We start from the raw sequence: 18,356 nt of genomic DNA on the forward strand, positions 1-18,356 counted from the left end.
GTTGCTATTAGTTAGGAAGAAGGGCGCAACTCTGCTGCCTAAGCCTCGGTGCCAACAGATGCTGTGACGGCGTTGAATGAAGCTACCACGCCGACCACCTCGGCCAGAAACTCCGGCTCGGCCTCGATGTGGTTGCCCACCACTACTACATCGGCGCCGGCGGCCAGGGCAGCGTACACTTTCTCGCCGGTATTTAGCCCACCGCCCACGATGATAGGGGTAGTCACGGCGTCGCGCACGGCCGTAATCATAGCTGCCGACACGGGATTCTGGGCGCCGCTGCCACCATCGAGGTACATCAGCTTCAAACCCAACTGCTCGCCGGCCAGGGCAGTGCAGGCCGCAATGCCAGGCTTGTCGTGGGGCAAGGGCGCGGTGCCACTCATGTACGAAGCGGTGGTGGGACGGCCGGAGTCCACGAGCATGTAGCCGGTGGGCAGCAGGCGCAGGCCGCTGGCCCGCAGGCGGGGCGCGGCCACCACGTGCTGGCCAATCAGAAAATCGGGGTTGCGGCCGGAGATGAGCGAGAGCAGCAGCACGCCATCGGCGGGGCCGTCGAGGTGCAGGCTGTGGCTGGGAAACAGCAACACCGGCACGCTGGAATGCTCCTTTATCAACGCAATAAGGGCAGCCTGGTGCGCACTAAGCACCAGGCTGCCCCCTACGAAAAAGTAATCTACAGGATGCGCCTGGCTCAGGCGCAACAGGTGCAACAGACTGGTTTCGTTTAGATTATCCGGGTCGAGCAGCACAGCCAGCGCCTTGCGGCCCTGTTGCTGCCGAGTCCGGAGCGCGTCATATAGAAGAGGTGTGGGTGGACGCATCCGGGGAAGCAGGAGAAGCGAGCGAAACGGCAGGAGCGGCCCCGGTTGGAGCGGGCGCGTAGGCCGGGGAGGTCGCAAGGTCGGGATTTTTGTCGGCCGGGAAAAACTCGCTCACTTTTTTGTCACCATGGCCAGCACCACGGCGGCGGCCTGGGCCACCAGTACCTTGCCGGTGTCCGACTTCAGGAAGGCCTGCAGCACCGACGCAACCATGTTGTTCTTCGGACGGGCATTGGTGTATTGGCTTGGCCGGTCGCTGGCCTCGTCGAAGGCGTGCGACGCGGGCAGGCGGCGGCTGTCGTCGTAAGGCAGGTCCTTGAAAGGGTCGTCCTCAAACTCTTCCGGGTCAAAGGACGAATCATAGGCCTGCTCGTAGGAGGAAGCTCCGGCTTTGCTTTCTTCTACCTCTTCGGGGCGCGGGGCGGCTTTCGAGCCCAAGCCAAGGTCGTCGGCTTCGCGGCCGTGCTCGGGCTGGTCTTGCTCCATGAACGCCCGGGCCGAATCAGCCGCTGATTTCTGGTACCGGACGCTACGGTAGCGCTTGCCGTTGCCGGCCGTGTAGTACTCGGCGCCAAACTCGTCTTCACCCTCGAAGTCCTCGTTCTCGAACTCGTCACCGTTGTAACCGTTTTCGGCGAAGTCGTCTTCGGGTTTCGCGTAGCGGTTGCGCTTCTTTTTCTTCCCGCCGAACGCCTTGGTGATAAGCCAGATGCCCCCGGCCAGACCAGCGCCAACTAGTGCCACTTTGCCTACTTTCGCCGACTGCTCCTTGATGTGGTCTACGTCGCCGCGCAGGGCGCGCTCATATTCCAGCTTCTTGTGTTCCAGAAATTCTTTTTCCTCGTCGAACAGGGGATTTTGCAGGTCACTCATAGCAGGCTAGGCTTGGCGTTTGTCAGATTTATAAATGGTGTCTTTGAGCATCTTGTTGGCCATGCCTTGGAAGGCGGCTTTGTCTACGCCCACCAGCACGAGCACCAACAGCACCAGGTAGAACCCGGCCACGATGCCGAAGCCCCAATAGGAGCTATCCAGGGCCGAATTAAGGGCCAAACCAGCGAATACGCTAAGGAAAACCACGAACATCAGGCCCAGGATGGCCAGGGTCACGCCGTGAATGGTGCTGACAAAAGTCGTCGTTACCTTTTGCTGAATTTCCAGCCGCACCAAGTCGATGCGGGTGTCGAGGTAGCCGGTCAGATTGCCAATCAGGCTGTCGTTACGGGGCGTTTTGGAGGTGTCGTCGTCGAGGACCATACGGCGCGAAATAGGGGTGTCAGGAAAGAACAGGATGAAGGCCGAGCCCGGGGGCCAGAAACAAAAATGGCAACGGACTGAGCCGGTTCTACGGAAAATATCGTTACATGGCTGACTTTTGTAAGGTCCTTTGTGTTTGGTGCCCAGCGTGAGTGAGAATCATTATCAAGTCCTCGGAGTAGCCCCTACTGCCCCGGCCGCCGAAATAAAGCGTGCCTACCGGCAGCTGGTGGTGCAGTACCACCCCGACAAGCACGGCGGCGACGTGCGCTACGAGGACCAGTTCAAGGCGGTGGCCCTGGCATACCGTGTGCTCGGCGACCCCGGCCGCCGCGCCACCTACGACTTCCAGCTGGCCCAGGCCGCCCGCAGGGCCGAGGAAGCCCAGCGCCGGCAGCAATACCGCCCCGCGTCCCAGCACGTGTACGGCGTGCCCATGCCGCCGCCCGCCCCGCTGCGCACCCGCCCGCCCGCGGGCAGCCAGGAGCGGCACTACCAGCGCATTCCGCGCCAGCGGGCCGGCTTCACCCGCCGCGACTGGACGCTGACCATCCTGTTTCTGCTCGGTATTGTGGTTTTTACGCTGTTCGTGAAGGTGACCATGGACCGCGTAACTGCCAACAGCAACTACAGGGACGGCCTGCGCGCCTACGCCAGCGGGCAGCTGGCGGCGGCCTACAGCTTCATGGACGAGACCCTGCACTTCCGGCCCGACTACGCGCCAGCCCTGCGCCGCCGGGCCGAGCTGGAACTGCTGGTGAACCACAACCCTGCCGCAGCCCGGGCCGACTTTCAGGAGGCCCTGCTCCAGCCCAACTCCCGCCGGGTAGCCGCCGACATGCTCTACCGCCTGGGCCGCTGCGAAACCGATTTAGGGCTGCACACCGCCGCCGAGTTCAGCTTCAACCGCGCCCTGATTCTCGATAGCACCCTGAGCGGGGCCTACCTGGCCCGGGGGCAGGCCCGCCTGCTCGACCGCAACGAGCCCGAGCCGGCCCTGGCCGACCTCACCCAGGGCCTGGCCCAACGCCAGCGCGCCGGCGCTGCGGTGCCGTGGCGCTACCTGCAGGTACGCGGCCTGGCCCTCACGGCCCTGGGCCGCTACCCCGAAGCCCGCGCCGACTACTTCCAGGTGCTGCAGGCCAACCCCAACGACGGCCGCACGCACTTCCTGCTCGGCCGCCTGGCCGCGCACACCCGCGACACCGCCGCAGCCTGCGAATTTTACCGCCGCGCCCTGGTACTGGGCTACGAATATGCCCGCAAGGCCGAGGCCACTTGCAAGCCCCCGGCACCGGAAGCCGGGCAAGCGGCAGAGAAGGTGTCTGCGGAGAAAAAGTCCACAACAAAGCCACTGAAAAAGCGGGACAAATCGAGATAGCCCAAAACGCAAACAACCGCCGCGGGCCCAAAGCCCACGGCGGTTGTTTGAAGTTGTTATCGCTAGCTCAGAAAGGACTACTTGGGCAGCAGCACTTTGTCGATTACGTGAATCACGCCGTTGCTCTGCTTCACATCGTACGTGGAGATGCTGGCCGTGTTGCCCGACTCGTCGGTAAGCACCACGTTGTGGGCGCCGTTCATCATGGCCGTTAGGGTGCCACCGCTTACGGTTTTCAACGACGCCTTGCCCTTGCCGGCCTTGATGGCCGACATGATTTTGTCGGCCGTCATGTTGCCGGCTACCACGTGGTAAGTCAGCACCTTGGTCAGGGTGGCTTTGTTTTCGGGCTTGAGCAGGGTTTCTACCGTGCCGGCGGGCAGGTTTTCGAAGGCGTCGTTCACGGGAGCGAACACCGTGAAGGGACCTTTGCCTTGCAGCGTTTCCACCAGGCCGGCGGCTTTCACGGCGGCCACCAGGGTGGTGTGGTCCTTTGAATTAACAGCGTTGGTTACGATGTCCTTAGAAGGATACATCGCCATGCCACCCACCATCACGGTGCCGGGGGTCATCATGGCCTGAGCCGAAACCGACGTGGTGGCAGCGGCGCTCAACAGGACTGCAACGGCGAGGGAGAAAAAGGTCTTTTTCATCTGAATAGATAATTGGTTGGATGTTTTGAATGATGACCCACCTACGCGGCTGGTTCGGCCATTGGATTTCATGGCGTGGAATATTTCTGGCAGTTGAGCTGGCTCAACGGGTGGAACCGCCCTCCTGCTCCCCAAAAAATGCTTGAAGCACATTTCTTAAAAAGAGGGGGAACCAGCTATGCGCGAACGTAGCGCGGACTTTGTAGTCCGCGTCCGGAACGGCCTTAATCAAACGGACGCGGGGACGCGGACTACAAAGTCCGCGCTACACTCGGTTGGCACTCCTCTCCGCGGGCTTCGCGCATCAAGCGAACCGAGGCCGGGGCCGTGCCCGGTAGGGGTGCTGTGCCGCCAGGCTCGGCTCAGCATAATCATCGCCCTCTGCTTTCTACCACTGCCCAAAACATTTGCACCGTCAGCTACTTGCTGCTGTATGCGCCTTTATACCCTGCTCGCCTTCCTTCTGCTTTCCTGCTTTTACACCCATGCCCAGAACGTGGGCACCGTGGCCGGTACCGTGCGCGACCGGGCCACGCAGGAAGTGCTGCCCGGCGTCAGCATTACGCTGGAGGGCACGGCGTTTGGCACGGCCACCGATGCCGAAGGGCGCTACCGCCTGCCGGGTGTGCCGGCCGGGGCCTACAACCTGCGCGCCACCTTCGTGGGCTACGACCCGCTCATCCGGGCCAACATCAGCCTGAGCAGCGGCAACGTGAACACCCTGAACCTGGAGCTCAACGCCGTGCCCCAGGCCCTGGGCGAAGTGACGGTGACCGCCAACCGCGCCATTCGGGTGGCCACGGCCGAAACGCCCCTGAGCGTGCAGCGCCTCACCACCGAGGAAATCAAGAGCAACCCCGGCGGCAACTTCGACATCTCCCGGGTGGTCCAGAGCCTGCCCGGCGTGGGCGGCGGGGGCAGCGGCGGCACGGCCGGCTTCCGCAACGACATCATCATCCGGGGCGGGGCACCCAATGAAAACGTGTACTATTTGGACGGCATCGAGGTGCCCGTCATCAACCACTTTCCCACGCAGGGTAGCGCGGGCGGGCCCGCGGGCATTCTCAACGTCAGCTTTATCGAAGACGTGACGCTGAGCAGGCGGCCTTTCAGGCTCGCTACGACAACGCCCTGAGCTCGGTGCTGCAGTTCCGGCAGCGCGACGGCAACTCCGAGCGCATTCAGGGCAACCTGCGCACCTCCGGCACCGAGGTGGCAGCCACGCTGGAGGGGCCGCTGACCTCCAACACCACCTTTCTGGCCTCGGCCCGGCGCAGCTACCTGCAGGTGCTGTTCAAGCTGATTGACTTGCCCATCCGGCCCGATTTCTACGACTTTCAGTTCAAGACCACCACCAAGCTGTCGGAGAAAACCACGCTCACCAGCCTGGGCCTGGGCGCCATCGACCACTTCGAAATTGTGCCGCCGAAGAAGAGCTCGCCCTCCAAAGAATACGTGCTGCGCTCCAACCCCACCATCGACCAGTGGAACTACACGGTTGGGCTAAACCTGCGCCACCTCGTCGACAACGGCTTCGTGAACGTGGCCCTGAGCCGCACCCAGCAGAGCAGCACCGCCGACGCGTTTGAGTACGGCTACCTCGGCGACGAGAGCCGCCGCAAGCTGGGCGCCCGCACCCACGAAACCGAAAACAAGCTGCGCGCCGACGTAAACAAGCGCGTGGGCCGCTGGCAGTACAGCTACGGCGTGGTGGGCCAGCTGCAGCACTACGACAACAACCTGATTAACCGCATCCGGTCGGAAGTGCGCGACGCCCGCGGCACGCTCATCAGCCCCGGCGTCACGGTCCGCTTCAAAACGGACCTGGACTTTCTGCGCTACGGCGCGTTTGCCCAGGCCACGCGCACTTACGGCGCCGACAGCCGCCTCACCGTATCGGCGGGCATGCGGGCCGATGGCACCACGGCCCTACGCGAGGGCTACCGGCTCGACCGCACGCTCTCGCCGCGGGCCTCGGTATCCTACGCCCTGCTGCCCACCCTGAACCTGAACGCCTCGCTGGGCCGCTACTTCAAAATTCCGCCCAGCACCATTCTGGGCTACCGCGACGAAGCCGGAATTCGGGTGAACTCCGCCAGCCGCTACATCCGCTCCGACCACGTGGTAGGCGGGTTGGAGTGGCTGCCGGGCGCCGCCACGCGCTTCACGCTGGAGGGCTTTTACAAGAAGTACGCCTACTACCCAGTGTCGGTGCGCGACGGCATCAGCCTGGCCAACCTGGGCGGCGACTTTAACGCCATCGGCAACGAGGCCGTGACCAGCACCGGCCGGGGCCGCACCTACGGGGTCGAAGCTTTCTTCCAGCAGAAGCTCAGCGGCAAGCTGTTTGCCATCGTCTCGCTCACAGGCTTCCGGTCGGAGTTCAACGGGCAGGACGGTGTGTACAAGCCTTCGGCCTGGGATACACGCTTTCTGGGCTCGGCCCTGCTGGGCTACCAGGCGGGCCGCGGCTGGGAGCTGGGCGCCAAGTACCGGGTGGGCGGCGGCTCGCCCTACACGCCCTACGACGAGGAGGCCAGCCGCGCCAGCTATCAGGCCGTGGGCACGGGCATCCTCGACTACAGCCAGCTCAACACGCGCCGCCTCGGCGGTTTCCAGCAGGCTCGACCTGCGCCTCGATAAGAAAATCAGCCTGCGCCGCCTGAGCTTCGACTTCTACATCGACGTGCAAAACGCCCTGCTTACCAAGCCGGCCTCGCCGCCCACCTACACCTTCGAGCGCACCCCCGACAACACCGGCTACACCACCACCGACGGCCAGCCCCTGCGCCCCGACGGCCGCAACGCTGTGCCCATCCTCCTGCTCGATGAAGACGCGCTGATAGTGCCCACCATCGGGTTTATCGTGGAGTTTTAAGCAGAAGCGTTTACTGCTATCCGTACTGATTAAGCTAGAGCCCAGACGTGTCATGCCGGTGTTGCGAGCATTTATGCGGCCCGCCAGCGTGTTGCATCCACTTTTGCCAGATGTGACCGTCAAAGGTTTGTGGGGCTAACGTTCCGGGCTCCTGGCTTAATCCGAACAGTAACTACCCGTACAAATGCAGCAGCCAGCGGAATCAGCTCAATATGCTTCCAAGCAAATTGAGCTAAAAGCAAAAACCCCGTCTGCAGCTTGCAAACGGGGTTTTCTGTGGCAACAGTTGGAATCGAACCAACGACACCAGCATTTTCAGTGCTGTGCTCTACCAACTGAGCTATGTTGCCGTTTCCCCGCGGCAGAACTGCGCTTTGGGGACCGCAAAGGTACGAAACCAAAACAATGACGCAAGAATTACTGTAAAAAAAGTATTGAGGCCCGGGGTTTTCCCGGAAAAGTGTTCGGCATGCCGAGTATATTGCAGCCGCAAACGTTCCCACTTCCTTACCTTTACCCGCATGTTGCAATCAATCCTTTTTCTGCTGCTCCTGGTAGCTGCGTTTGGCTTCTTCGCGTGGCAAGTCCGGAAAATTCGCGCCAACATCTTAGTGGGCCGCGACCGCGACATGAGCGGCAATGCAGCTGAACGCTTCAAGAAGACTCTGCTGGTGGCCTTCGGTCAGCAAAAGATGTTCAAGCGCCTCACCCCGGCCCTCCTCCACCTCATTGTGTACGTGGGCTTTCTGGTGATTAACATCGAGGTAATCGAGATTGTGGTTGACGGCCTTTTCGGCAGCTACTTCGGTTTCCATCGGTCGCTGAGTTTCCTCGGGCCGCTGTACGACGTGCTGATGGCTACCAATGAAATCCTGGGCGCGCTCGTGATTCTGGCCGTCATCGCCTTCTGGTGGCGCCGCAACCGCACCCAGCCCGTGCGCCGCCTCACCGGCGTGGAGCTACGCGCCTGGCCCAAGCTCGACGCCAATATCATTCTCTATGTGGAGGTGATTTTGATGGCTGCCCTGTTCACGATGAACACCGCCGACCTCAAGCTGCACCAGGCTGCGCGGCGAAGACCTGCCCGGCACCTTCCCCATCAGCAGCCTGCTCACGGACTTGTTTCCGGCTAACGAAAGCGCCCTGCACCTGCTGGAGCGGGTGGGCTGGTGGGCCCACATTGTCGGCATCCTATTGTTCCTGAACTACCTGCCCAGCTCCAAGCACTTTCACATCATTATCACGTTCCCGAACGTGTGGTTTTCGCGGCTGGTGCCCCAGGGCCAGTTCTCGAACGTGGAGAGCATCACCCACGAGGTGAAGGCCATGATGGACCCGAGCTACGTGGTGCCGCCCGCCCCTACCGCGCCCGATGGCTCGGCCCTGGCGCCTACTTCCTTCGGCGCCAAAGATGTGGAAGACCTGCCCTGGACCAGCCTGCTCAACGCCTACTCCTGCACCGAGTGCGGCCGCTGCACCTCGGTGTGCCCCGCCAACCTCACGGGCAAGCTGCTCTCGCCGCGCAAAATCATCATGGACACGCGCGACCGGATGGAGGAGAAGTACAACTCGCCCCTCATTTTCCGGCCCAACGTGTACGGCGCCGAAGCCAAACACGAGCCCATCACGGACCTGGCCAACGCCACCCTGCTGCGCGGCAAAGTGACGCCCGAGGAGCTCTGGGCCTGCACCACCTGCAACGCCTGCGTGGAAAGCTGCCCCGTAAACATCAACCCGCTGGAAAGCATCATCGAGATGCGCCGCTTCCTGGTGCTGGAAGAGTCGGCCGCGCCCAACTCGCTCAACGTCATGTTCTCCAATATCGAGAACAACGGCGCTCCATGGGCCTTCTCGCCGTCGGACCGGTTTAACTGGGCCGATGACCTGTTTGCGGCCGAGAAGCCGGCAGCCGCGACAGTCGTATAGTCTTTAAAAGCATAACGCCATAATCATAAGCGCGTCATGCAGAGCGCAGCGAAGCATCTTTACCGCTTCGTTGAGCTGATTGGATTAGTTACGCGGTAGAGATGCTTCGCTGCGCTCTGCATGACGTTCTACTCTGCGTGAGCGCCTTCCTATATTCTTAAGCTCCCATGTCCCCAACCACTCCCGCCGCTGGCGAAAAGCGCCAGATTAACGTTCCCGTCATGGCCGATTTGGCGGCCCGCAACGAGTCGCCCGAAATCCTGTTTTGGGTGGGCTGCGCCGGCGCTTTTGATGACCGGTACAAGCGCGTGACCCGCGCCTTCGTGCGCATTTTGGAGCACGTGGGCACCAAATACGCCGTGCTGGGCCTGGAAGAAAGCTGCACCGGCGACCCCGCCAAGCGCGCCGGCAACGAGTTTCTGTTTCAGATGCAGGCCATGACGAACATCACGACGATGAACGGCTACGGCATCAAGAAAATCGTGACGGCCTGTCCGCACTGCTTCAACACCATCAAGAACGAGTACCCGGCGCTGGGCGGTGATTATGAGGTAATTCACCACAGCACCTACCTGCAGCAGCTCATCAACGAGGGCAAAGTGGGCGTGACCGGGGGCGAGAGCTTCAAGGGCCGCCGCATCACCTTCCACGACTCCTGCTACCTGGGCCGCGCCAACAACATCTACGAAGCCCCGCGCGACGTGCTGGCCGCCCTCGACGCCGACCTGGTGGAGATGAAGCGCAGCCGCGCCAACGGCCTGTGCTGCGGCGCCGGCGGCGCTCAGATGTGGAAAGAGCCCGAGCCCGGCAAAAAAGACATCAACATCGAGCGCACCGAGGAAGCCCTGGCCACGCTGAGCGGCGCCGCCGAAGCCCTGGCCAACCTGGGCGGCGTGGAAACCGAAACCAACGCCCCCGGCCCGCACGACCTGCAAGGCAGCATCATTGCCGTGAGCTGCCCGTTCTGCATGACCATGATGAGTGACGGCGTGAAAAACAAGGAACAGGAAAGCCGCGTGCAGGTGTTCGACTTAGCCGAGTTGGTAGCTTCCGCCGAGGGCATCAACGCCTAAAATCACTGATTTTTCGGATTTGAGCGGATTTCGCGGATTTTGTGGACGATATTTCGTTCGGCGTAATTATTGGACGGCAAGAGCGTTTCCAATAATGAGCTAAACAGCGTTTGGTACTTGCCTTTTCTTAGCGCTTCCACAGTTTTGCCGTCCACAAAATCCGTGAAATCCGCTCAAATCCGAAAAATCAGTGATTTATGTACGTTGCTTTTGACCATCTGCCCGCCCAGGCCCGGGTATGGATTTACCAGGCCAGCCGCCAGGCTCACGGGCCTGGAAATCGTGGGCGTGATGCCGCGCCTGGCCCGCTTCGCCGAAGACTGGACCAGCCACGGCAGTACCCTGCACGCCTCCGCCGAGTTCCTGCACCAGCAGTTTCTGGTGATTGGGCTGGATGAAAACCTGGCCGGGGCGAGCGGCTGTTCCATCGATGCGTCGGTGCGGTTTGTGGCGCAGCTGGAAAAACAGCTCAACGTGGAATTGCTGGACAAGTCGCTGCTGGCTTTTTTCAGGACGGCACAGTGCACCTGCTCAAGCGCAGCGAGCTGAAGGACGCCGTGGCCGCCGGCACCGTCGGGCCCAACACCTTTTACTTCGATAACACCTTAGCCACTAAGGCTGAACTGGATACTAAATGGCCCCGCCCCGCGGGCGACACCTGGCTGGCGCGCTACTTCGCGCCGGAGGGAAAAAACCAGCAGCCCGCGTAAGTCCTACCTAAACATAGTATTATTGCTAACTCAAAAGCCAGTGGAAATACTCTCCCGGGCTGCTTTCCCTAGTACCGCTTCATCCATGAGGAACCTATTGTTCGTTTGCGCTGCCGCTGGCTCTGCCGCGCTGCTAAGCGGCTGTGCCACTTCGGGCGGCGCGAGTAAGGGCGACAAGCAATTTGCCCGCGGCCAGTACGAGCTAGCCATCCCGCTGTACAAGGCCGAGGCCGCGAAGGGCAAAAACGCGGCCTTGGCCAACTTCCGGATTGGCGAGTCCTACCGCCTTTCCAACCGTGTGGAACTGGCCGAACCTTTCTACAAGGAGGCGCTGGACGGCAAGGTGAAGAACCCCGACGCTGGCTTCCGCTACGCCGAGGCCCTGCGGGCCAACGGCAAATACGACGAGGCCGCGGCCCAGTTCACCAGCTACGCCACCAGCGGCGGCAACCGCAACTTGGGCGGCCGCGCCGAAACCGAGGCCAAAAATGCGCTGGCCAGCAAGGAGGTAGCGGCCATCAAGAACAAATACGACGTGATGCCGGTGGACGCCCTGAACTCACCTGCGTCTGACTTTGGCGGCACGATGGTGGCCGGCACCGGCGACCTGGTGTTTACCTCCGGCCGCGAAGGCAAGAAGTACCTCGGCAACGGCGAGAACTTCAACGACCTCTACGCCATCAAGTTTGACAACGCGGCGACCATGACCGGCGGCACCGCCCGCAAGCTGGAAGGCCCCTTCAACTCCGAAAACAAGCACGAGGCCAGCGCCACCTACACCCCCGACGGCAAAACCATGGTGTTTGCCCGCTCGAACGACGGCAGCAAGAAAGGCTACCTGAGCGTCGACCTCTGGATTTCCTACCTCAAGGGCGGCGCCTGGAGCGAGCCCATCTTGGCCAACATCAACGACCGCACCGCCGACGACTTTTCGCCGGCTTTTGCGCCCGATGGCACCACGCTGTACTTCGCCTCGAGTCGCAAGGGCGGGCAAGGGGGCAACGACCTGTACAAGGCCACCCTGGGCCCGAACGGCCGCTTCTCGCCGGCCGAAAACCTGGGCGAAACCATCAACACGGCCGGCAACGACAACTTCCCCGGCGTGGCGCCCGACGGCACCCTGTACTTCGCCTCCGACGGCCGGCCCGGCGTGGGCAAGCTCGACATCTTTATGGTGAAAGGCGGCCAGGCCGTGAACCTGGGGGCCGATGTGAACAGCGTGGCCGACGACTTTGCCCCCGTTCCGATGGGCCCCGACATGGGCCTGTTCAGCTCCAACCGGGCCGGCGGCAAGGCTCCGACGACCTGTACACGTTCAAGAAGAAGGCGCCCAAGCTGGTAACCTTCTACGTCGATGGCACCGTGCTCGAGCGCGACGACAAAGCCAAAACCACCCTGCCCATTGCCGGGGCTCAGGTCAGCATTGCGGGGCCCAAAGGCCAGCGCCAGACCGTGACCAGCGGCCCCGACGGCAAGTTTAGCGTCAAGTTGGATTCGGTGAGCAGCTACACGCTGGTGGCCGAGCGCCCCGGTGATTTCGCAGCCCGCGGCACCGTAAGCACCGTGGGCCGTAAGCCCAGCCAGGACCAGCTGCCCAACCTGACCAACGACATCCGCCTGCCGGTGACGCTGACCTTGAACAAAATCATTCTGGCCAAAGCCATCGAGGTCAAAGACATTCTCTATGACTACAACAAGTTCAACATCCGCCCGGATGCGGCCATCCGCCTTGACACGCTGGTGCAGACCTTGGCCGACAACCCCAAAATCTCGATTGAGCTGAGCTCGCACACCGACCAGCGCGGCAAGGACGCCTACAACCAGAAGCTCTCGCAGCAGCGCGCCCAGGCCGCCGTCGACTACATCGTGAGCAAAGGCATCGACAAGTCCCGCATCACGGCCAAGGGCTATGGCGAAACCCGCCCCATTATCGCCAAACCCAAATCGGAGGAGGAATATCAGCGCAACCGCCGCACCGAATTCAAGGTGACGCGGGTAGCCAAGTAATCCAGCTCAATCTCCTTCCCCGAAAGCCTCGGCAACACCAGTTGCCGGGGCTTTTTGTGCCCATCCCCCTCGTAGAAGGGCGTGAATAGATCTAGCTACTCGAAGCCTCCAATTGTGGCATAAGTTTTGAAAATAGTGATATACCCACGGATTCACCGGGGTCCCTTCACTTTCTGCATCATGAAAAAAGCCCTACTCCTCGCCCTGGCTGGCTTGTTTGCTGCCGTGGCCCCCGCTTTGGCCTATCCGCCACCGGCTAATGTTAACTTCTCGTCGGAGCGCGGCGTGCCGTTTGGGCTGGTGCTCGATGGGCGCCCCCTCACGCGGGGCATGGCCCAGCAGGTGCACGTCGACCAGCTGGCGCCCGGTGCCCACTGGGCCGATTTCACGGTGCCCACGGCGTACGGCCGGGCCGTGCGGTTCCGTAGCCGGGTGTGGCTGGAGCCCGGCCTCGAAACTTCCTTCGTCCTGATAGCCCGACCCGGGCGCCCGCTCGATTTGCGGCAGGTAAATGCCGTGGCCCTCTACGGCCGGGGCCGGAGCAATGGCTACGGCGGCACTTACAACAGTCCCGTGCCCTATGGCCAGGGCAATGGCAGCACCGGTTACCCGTACCCGGGCGCCAACCAGAACGACGGCTACGACCGCAACCTCAGCGACTCCAACGGCGGCTACTACTACCCCGGCTCAACCGGTAACAACTACCGCGTGATGGCCCCGCAAGACGTGGATGCCCTGCTGCAGGCCGTGCAGCAACGGCCTTTCGAAGCCAGCAAGCTGGCTATGGCCAAGGAGGCGTTGAGCCAGAACAGCATCCTCGCTGACGACCTGAAGCGCCTGCTGCGTACTCTGGACTTCGAGGCGTCGCGGGTTGAGCTGGCCAAATTCGCCCATTCCCGCGTAGCCGACCCACAGAACTTCTACCGCGTATACGGCGCGTTTGACTTCGACGCCAGTGCGCGCGAAGTGCAGCAAGCCATCGGCGCGAATCCGCATCGCTGAGTAGTGGATGATAATCTAAAGCAAGAAAGGCCGCTGTAGCAATTACAGCGGCCTTTCTTGCTTTAGATTAGCTCAATTTAGCGGAGGCGGTCGGCGCTGCGCACCAGCTGCTCGTCGCGGCGGATGAAGCGGTTGGCCAGCAGGTTGAGCAGCAAGGCCAGGGTGGGCAGGTAGAAACCGGCCAGAAACTGGCCTTCCAGCTTCAGGTTGAGCAGCTGCTCGCCTTGGTTGGAGAAGTAAAAGGCCGCGCCCAACGTGGCGGTGATGAGCAGCAGGTTGATGGAGCCCAGCAGCAGGCGCTTGCCGCGGCTGCGGAACTGAAATATCTCATAGAAGGCCACGGCCGCCGAGGCGCCCGCCAGCAGCCCAATCACCCAAACCGGGCCGGTGGAGGCCGGCAGCGTCAAGCCTTTGGCCGCGAAGCCGAACGCGGAGAGGGTCAGTTCCTGGCTGGTGAGGCCGTCAACTTTGTGCCAGAGCGGCAAGGCTAACACGCTGAGCATGGCCAAAGCCAGCAACAGTAAAAACACGCTTTGGATTCTTTGTATCATCTTTGCTGTTAGTTAAAAATGCCCCGCGCTTGTGCCGGGGCCACAAATTTAGTCCCATCCGGCGCTTGCGCCGCTATTGATACTTCGAATGCCAACTGCTTATGTCGTGGACGCGGTGCGTACCCCGATTGGAAAATTTGGCGGCGCGCTCAGCAGCGTCCGCCCCGATGATTTGGCCGCGCATGTACTCCGCGAGCTCATGCGCCGCAATCCCTCCGTTGATAAAAACGCCATTGAAGACGTCATCATGGGCGCCGCCAACCAGGCCGGCGAAGACAACCGCAACGTGGCCCGCATGGCGGCGCTGCTGGCGGGCCTGCCCATCACGGTGCCCGGCAGCACGGTAAACCGCCTGTGCGCCTCGGGCCTGCAAAGCATCATGGACGCCGCCCGGGCCATCAAGGCCGGCGAGGGCGACGTGTACCTGGCCGGCGGCACCGAAAGCATGACCCGCGCGCCGTTTGTGATGGCCAAGTCGGAATCGGCCTTTGGCCGGGAGCTGACGGCCCACGACACCACCCTGGGCTGGCGCTTCATCAACCCCCGCCTGAGCAAGCTGCACCACCCCTTCTCAATGGGCCAGACCGCCGAGAACGTGGCCAAGCAATTTGGCGTCGCCCGCGAAGAGCAGGATGCCTTTGCTTTTGAAAGCCAGCGCAAATACGCCCGGGCCCTCGAAAAAGGCCGTTTCCGCAAGGAAATCGTGCCCGTGTTCATTCCGCAGCCCAAAGGCGACACGGCCCTGTTCGACGCCGACGAGCAGCCCCGCTTCTCGTCCCTGGAAAAGCTGGCTTCCTTAAAGCCTGCCTTCCAGCCCGATGGCGGCACCGTGACGGCGGGCAACTCCGCCGGCATCAACGACGGCGCGGCTGCCGTGCTGCTGGTGAGCGAAGAGGCCCTGAGCCGCTACAACCTGAAGCCCATTGCGCGGGTGGTGGCCTCGGCCGTGGCCGGCGTCGACCCTCGGTGATGGGCCTGGGCCCCATTCCGGCTACCCGCAAGGTGCTGGAGCGCGCCGGTCTCACCCTGGCCGACATGGACCTGATTGAGCTGAACGAAGCCTTTGCCGCTCAGAGCATTGCCTGCATCCGGGAGCTACAGATGGACCCTGCCAAAATCAACGTCAATGGTGGTTCCATTGCCATTGGCCACCCGCTGGGCAGCTCCGGCGCCCGCATCACGGCCACGCTGCTGCACGAGATGCAGCGCCGCGAGGGCGTGCGCTACGGCCTGGCCACCATGTGCGTGGGCGTGGGCCAGGGCGCCGCGGTCATTTACGAGAAGCTGTAGCGCCGCGCTTAATGAGGAATGAAGAATGAGGAATGAAGAATTGGCCTTCCGGCTCTTTCTCATTCCTCATTCTTCATTCCTCATTTTTTATTAAACCCATGCGCTACTTCCTTCACTTCGCCTACGACGGCACCCGCTACCACGGCTGGCAGGTGCAGCCCAACACCCTCACCGTACAAGCCGAGGTAGACCGCTGCCTCTCGCAGGTGCTCCGGCAGCCCATCCACAGCCTGGGGAGCGGCCGCACCGATACGGGCGTGCACGCCAGCCACCAGGTAGCGCACTTCGATGCCGACCTGCCCGACGGCATGACGCTAGAGCTGCTGCTCTACCGCCTGCGCCGCGCCCTGCCCACCGACATTGCCCCCTGCGCCTGCACCCCGTAGCCGACGATGCGCACGCCCGGTTCTCGGCCGAGGAGCGCAGCTACGAGTACTTCGTGCTCACGCCCCACCCCGACCCATTTCGGCGTGACCACGCCCTGCACCTGGACCGCACGCCCGATGTAGTGGCCATGAACGAAGCGGCCGGCTACCTCGTGGGGCAGTTCGACTTCACCTCGTTTTCCAAAGTGAAAGGCGGGGTCGACCACTACGTGTGCTACCTCTACGAGGCCGGCTGGCACCCGGCGCCGGGCGGGCTGGTATTCCGCATTCGGGCCAACCGCTTTGTGCGCGGCATGGTGCGGCTGGTGGTGGGCACGCTGCTGGAAGTGGGCCGCGGCAAGATGACGCCGCGCCAGTTTCAGGAGCTGCTCTGGTCGCAGCGGCGGGTAGATGCCGGTGGGGCTGCGCCGGCGCGCGGCCTGTTTCTGAGCAAGGTGGAATATGGGCCGGGCGTGGTACCAGACGCAGAGAGCTAAGGAGGCATAGGTTTCCCAGAAGGCTTTGCATCGGCGGTGCTTAGCAGAACGTTCTAAGGGTTCGTGCAGACTTTTTCGTCTCGGTGCGGTTTACTCCCGACCTTTGCCTGACTTATGGACCCAACCACTTCTGCTACCAAAACCGGCCAGGTATTCGATTGGACGGTGCTGCGCCGCCTGCTGGCCTACGTCCGGCCCTACCGGCGCGTATTTATTGGGCTGATTTTCCTGACGGTAGCCACGGCCGTGCTGGGCACGCTGCGGCCCTTCCTCATCCAGCGGATGGTGGACGTGAGCATCGAGCAGGGCGACATGAAGAGTCTCAACGCCATGTTTCTGCTGCTGCTGGTGCTGCTGGTGGCCCACGCGGGCGTGAGCTATTTGCAAACGTATTACGGTGGCTGGCTGGGTCAGTACATCGTGCGCGACATCCGCACCGACCTCTACCGCCACCTGCTCAACCTCAAGCTGAGCTTCTTCGACCGCACGCCCATCGGCGTACTCACCACCCGGAATATTTCCGATGTGGAGACGCTGTCCGACGTCTTCAGCGAAGGGCTCGCGGCCATGGCCGGCGACATCCTGCAGCTGCTCTTCATCATGGGCTTCATGTTCTACATCGACTGGCGGCTCACCCTGATAAGCCTGTCGGTGATTCCGCCGCTGCTTTTCTCGACTTACGTGTTCAAGGAGAAAATCAAGGGCTCGTTTCAGGACGTGCGCAACGCCGTGGCCAAGCTCAACTCCTTCGTGCAGGAGCACCTCACGGGCATGAACGTGGTGCAGATTTTCAACAACGAAGAGCGGGAGTTTCGCAAGTTCGAAGCCATCAACAAGGAGCACACCGACGCCAACATCCGCTCGGTGCTTTACTATAGCATCTACTTTCCAGTGGCCGAGGTTTTGGGCGCCATCGGGGTGGGCCTGCTGGTATGGTACGCGGCCCAGGGCCAGATTGAAGGCACCATCTCCAAGGGCGCCCTCATCGCGTTTATCATGTACAACGCGCTGTTTTTCCGCCCCATCCGCCAGATTGCCGACCGGTTCAACACCCTTCAGTTGGGCCTGGTGAGTACCGAGCGCCTGCTCAAGCTCCTTGACAACAAAGACCTGGTGGCCACCTCCGGCACCTACGCGCCCACCGAGCTGCGCGGCAACGTAGAGTTCAAGCACGTCAAGTTCGCCTACAACGAGCCCGAGTGGGTCCTCAAAGACATTAGCTTCCACGTGCAGCCCGGCCAAACCATTGCGTTTGTGGGCGCCACCGGTGCCGGCAAGACCAGCATCATCAACCTGCTGAGCCGCTTCTACGACATTCAGGAAGGCAGCATCTGCATCGATGGCCGCGACCTGCGCGACTACGACCTGAGCCTACTGCGCCGCCAAATCGGGGTGGTGCTGCAGGATGTGTTCCTCTTCGCCGGCTCAATTCGCGACAACATCACGCTGGGCAATAAAACCATCAGCGACGCCCAAATCTGGGAAGCAGCCGACCTCGTAGGCGCCCGCCGCTTCATCGAGCGCCTGCCCGGGGCCCTCAACTACCCGGTGATGGAGCGCGGCGCCACGCTCTCGGTCGGCCAACGCCAGCTCATCAGCTTCGTGCGGGCTATGGTGTACCAGCCCCGCGTGATTGTGCTCGACGAGGCCACTTCCTCTGTTGACTCCGAAACCGAGGAGCTCATTCAGGCCGCCATCGAAAAGCTCATGCAGGGCCGTACTTCACTCGTCATTGCCCACCGCCTGAGCACCATCCAGAAAGCCGACAAAATCATTGTCCTCGACAAAGGCGAAATCAAAGAAACCGGCACCCACGAGGAGCTGCTGCGCATCGAAGGCGGCTACTATGCCCAGCTCTACCGCATGCAGTACATCGTTGCGGACGCTCCGCTTAATGAAGAGTTGGGAGTGAGGAATGAGGAATTGCCCTCGTCCTAACTCC

At 62.1% G+C, this 18,356-nt stretch carries 20 protein-coding genes, 1 tRNA gene and 1 pseudogene; 16 read left to right on the plus strand and 6 right to left on the minus strand.

The genetic code is table 11. The annotated features are described in order from the left end of the window. Window positions 1-38: 38 nt before the first annotated feature. From ACFQT0_RS03200 to ACFQT0_RS03210, 3 genes are all read right to left on the minus strand, one after another. A complete protein-coding gene (locus ACFQT0_RS03200; RefSeq protein ID WP_380200339.1) occupies window positions 39-824 on the minus strand; it encodes a geranylgeranylglyceryl/heptaprenylglyceryl phosphate synthase in 786 nt (261 codons plus the stop codon). A 111-nt stretch (window positions 825-935) separates the two neighbouring features. Then, entirely contained in the window at window positions 936-1,697 is a 762-nt protein-coding gene (locus ACFQT0_RS03205) for a hypothetical protein (protein WP_380200341.1), read from the minus strand. Window positions 1,698-1,703: 6 nt separating this feature from the next. After that, the gene (locus ACFQT0_RS03210; RefSeq protein ID WP_380200343.1) at window positions 1,704-2,081 is read right to left on the minus strand and encodes a phage holin family protein; all 378 of its coding nucleotides are present in this window, start codon (window positions 2,079-2,081) and stop codon (window positions 1,704-1,706) included. A 148-nt stretch (window positions 2,082-2,229) separates the two neighbouring features. Between ACFQT0_RS03210 and ACFQT0_RS03215 the strand changes: the two genes are divergently transcribed. After that, window positions 2,230-3,462 carry a J domain-containing protein gene (locus ACFQT0_RS03215; RefSeq protein WP_380200345.1) on the plus strand — a complete coding sequence of 411 codons (1,233 nt, stop codon included), beginning with the start codon at window positions 2,230-2,232 and terminating at the stop codon, window positions 3,460-3,462. A 77-nt stretch (window positions 3,463-3,539) separates the two neighbouring features. Here ACFQT0_RS03215 and ACFQT0_RS03220 read toward each other — a convergent pair whose 3' ends face one another. Next, the gene (locus tag ACFQT0_RS03220) at window positions 3,540-4,115 is read right to left on the minus strand and encodes a fasciclin domain-containing protein (protein ID WP_380200347.1); all 576 of its coding nucleotides are present in this window, start codon (window positions 4,113-4,115) and stop codon (window positions 3,540-3,542) included. A 433-nt stretch (window positions 4,116-4,548) separates the two neighbouring features. Between ACFQT0_RS03220 and ACFQT0_RS03225 the strand changes: the two genes are divergently transcribed. From ACFQT0_RS03225 to ACFQT0_RS03235, 3 genes are read left to right on the plus strand one after another with little or no spacing between them, the layout of a single operon-like run. Next, window positions 4,549-5,250 (plus strand): TonB-dependent receptor, encoded by a 702-nt coding sequence (locus ACFQT0_RS03225; RefSeq protein ID WP_380200349.1) that lies wholly within the window; start codon window positions 4,549-4,551, stop codon window positions 5,248-5,250. Between the two features lie 5 nt (window positions 5,251-5,255). Beyond that, the gene (locus tag ACFQT0_RS03230) at window positions 5,256-6,758 is read left to right on the plus strand and encodes a TonB-dependent receptor plug domain-containing protein (protein ID WP_380200351.1); all 1,503 of its coding nucleotides are present in this window, start codon (window positions 5,256-5,258) and stop codon (window positions 6,756-6,758) included. A 43-nt stretch (window positions 6,759-6,801) separates the two neighbouring features. Continuing rightward, the gene (locus tag ACFQT0_RS03235) at window positions 6,802-6,993 is read left to right on the plus strand and encodes a hypothetical protein (protein WP_380200353.1); all 192 of its coding nucleotides are present in this window, start codon (window positions 6,802-6,804) and stop codon (window positions 6,991-6,993) included. 277 nt (window positions 6,994-7,270) lie between these two features. On the opposite strand, the gene ACFQT0_RS03240 is transcribed toward ACFQT0_RS03235, so the two are convergent. Beyond that, window positions 7,271-7,343, minus strand: a tRNA-Phe gene (locus ACFQT0_RS03240). 171 nt (window positions 7,344-7,514) lie between these two features. Between ACFQT0_RS03240 and ACFQT0_RS03245 the strand changes: the two genes are divergently transcribed. The 8 genes from ACFQT0_RS03245 (at window position 7,515) to ACFQT0_RS03280 (ending at window position 13,711) form a co-directional block, all read left to right on the plus strand. Further along, window positions 7,515-8,126, plus strand: coding sequence for a hypothetical protein (locus ACFQT0_RS03245; RefSeq protein WP_380200355.1), 612 nt, complete (start codon window positions 7,515-7,517; stop codon window positions 8,124-8,126). Continuing rightward, complete coding sequence (locus tag ACFQT0_RS03250) at window positions 8,113-8,919, plus strand: 4Fe-4S dicluster domain-containing protein (protein WP_380200357.1); 807 nt, start codon at window positions 8,113-8,115, stop codon at window positions 8,917-8,919. The genes ACFQT0_RS03245 and ACFQT0_RS03250 overlap by 14 nt, the downstream gene beginning before the upstream one ends. Window positions 8,920-9,140: 221 nt before the next feature. Further along, window positions 9,141-9,992 carry a (Fe-S)-binding protein gene (locus ACFQT0_RS03255; RefSeq protein ID WP_380205894.1) on the plus strand — a complete coding sequence of 284 codons (852 nt, stop codon included), beginning with the start codon at window positions 9,141-9,143 and terminating at the stop codon, window positions 9,990-9,992. Window positions 9,993-10,202: 210 nt separating this feature from the next. Continuing rightward, on the plus strand, window positions 10,203-10,541 hold the full coding sequence (locus ACFQT0_RS03260) for a hypothetical protein (RefSeq protein WP_380200359.1): 339 nt from the start codon (window positions 10,203-10,205) through the stop codon (window positions 10,539-10,541). Continuing rightward, window positions 10,514-10,702 (plus strand): hypothetical protein, encoded by a 189-nt coding sequence (locus tag ACFQT0_RS03265; protein ID WP_380200361.1) that lies wholly within the window; start codon window positions 10,514-10,516, stop codon window positions 10,700-10,702. Before ACFQT0_RS03260 ends, ACFQT0_RS03265 begins: the two co-directional genes overlap by 28 nt. Window positions 10,703-10,787: 85 nt before the next feature. Next, window positions 10,788-12,044 carry a hypothetical protein gene (locus ACFQT0_RS03270; RefSeq protein ID WP_380200363.1) on the plus strand — a complete coding sequence of 419 codons (1,257 nt, stop codon included), beginning with the start codon at window positions 10,788-10,790 and terminating at the stop codon, window positions 12,042-12,044. A 20-nt stretch (window positions 12,045-12,064) separates the two neighbouring features. Further along, a complete protein-coding gene (locus ACFQT0_RS03275) occupies window positions 12,065-12,709 on the plus strand; it encodes an OmpA family protein (RefSeq protein ID WP_380200365.1) in 645 nt (214 codons plus the stop codon). A 180-nt stretch (window positions 12,710-12,889) separates the two neighbouring features. Beyond that, window positions 12,890-13,711 (plus strand): DUF4476 domain-containing protein, encoded by an 822-nt coding sequence (locus ACFQT0_RS03280; RefSeq protein WP_380200367.1) that lies wholly within the window; start codon window positions 12,890-12,892, stop codon window positions 13,709-13,711. 77 nt (window positions 13,712-13,788) lie between these two features. Here ACFQT0_RS03280 and ACFQT0_RS03285 read toward each other — a convergent pair whose 3' ends face one another. Further along, on the minus strand, window positions 13,789-14,262 hold the full coding sequence (locus ACFQT0_RS03285) for a DUF4293 family protein (protein ID WP_380200369.1): 474 nt from the start codon (window positions 14,260-14,262) through the stop codon (window positions 13,789-13,791). Between the two features lie 88 nt (window positions 14,263-14,350). On the opposite strand from ACFQT0_RS03285, the pseudogene ACFQT0_RS03290 reads away from it, so the two are divergent. The 4 genes and pseudogenes from ACFQT0_RS03290 to ACFQT0_RS03305 all read left to right on the plus strand — a co-directional run bounded on the left by ACFQT0_RS03290 (window position 14,351) and on the right by ACFQT0_RS03305 (window position 18,352). Further along, a pseudogene (locus tag ACFQT0_RS03290) lies at window positions 14,351-15,552 on the plus strand (thiolase family protein). A 98-nt stretch (window positions 15,553-15,650) separates the two neighbouring features. Further along, complete coding sequence (locus ACFQT0_RS03295) at window positions 15,651-15,938, plus strand: hypothetical protein (RefSeq protein WP_380200371.1); 288 nt, start codon at window positions 15,651-15,653, stop codon at window positions 15,936-15,938. 53 nt (window positions 15,939-15,991) lie between these two features. Beyond that, on the plus strand, window positions 15,992-16,414 hold the full coding sequence (locus ACFQT0_RS03300) for a hypothetical protein (protein WP_380200373.1): 423 nt from the start codon (window positions 15,992-15,994) through the stop codon (window positions 16,412-16,414). Window positions 16,415-16,528: 114 nt separating this feature from the next. Continuing rightward, complete coding sequence (locus tag ACFQT0_RS03305) at window positions 16,529-18,352, plus strand: ABC transporter ATP-binding protein (protein ID WP_380200375.1); 1,824 nt, start codon at window positions 16,529-16,531, stop codon at window positions 18,350-18,352. Window positions 18,353-18,356 lie beyond the last annotated feature (4 nt).

The organism is Hymenobacter humi, assembly GCF_042665855.1.
Classification (GTDB): domain Bacteria; phylum Bacteroidota; class Bacteroidia; order Cytophagales; family Hymenobacteraceae; genus Hymenobacter; species Hymenobacter humi.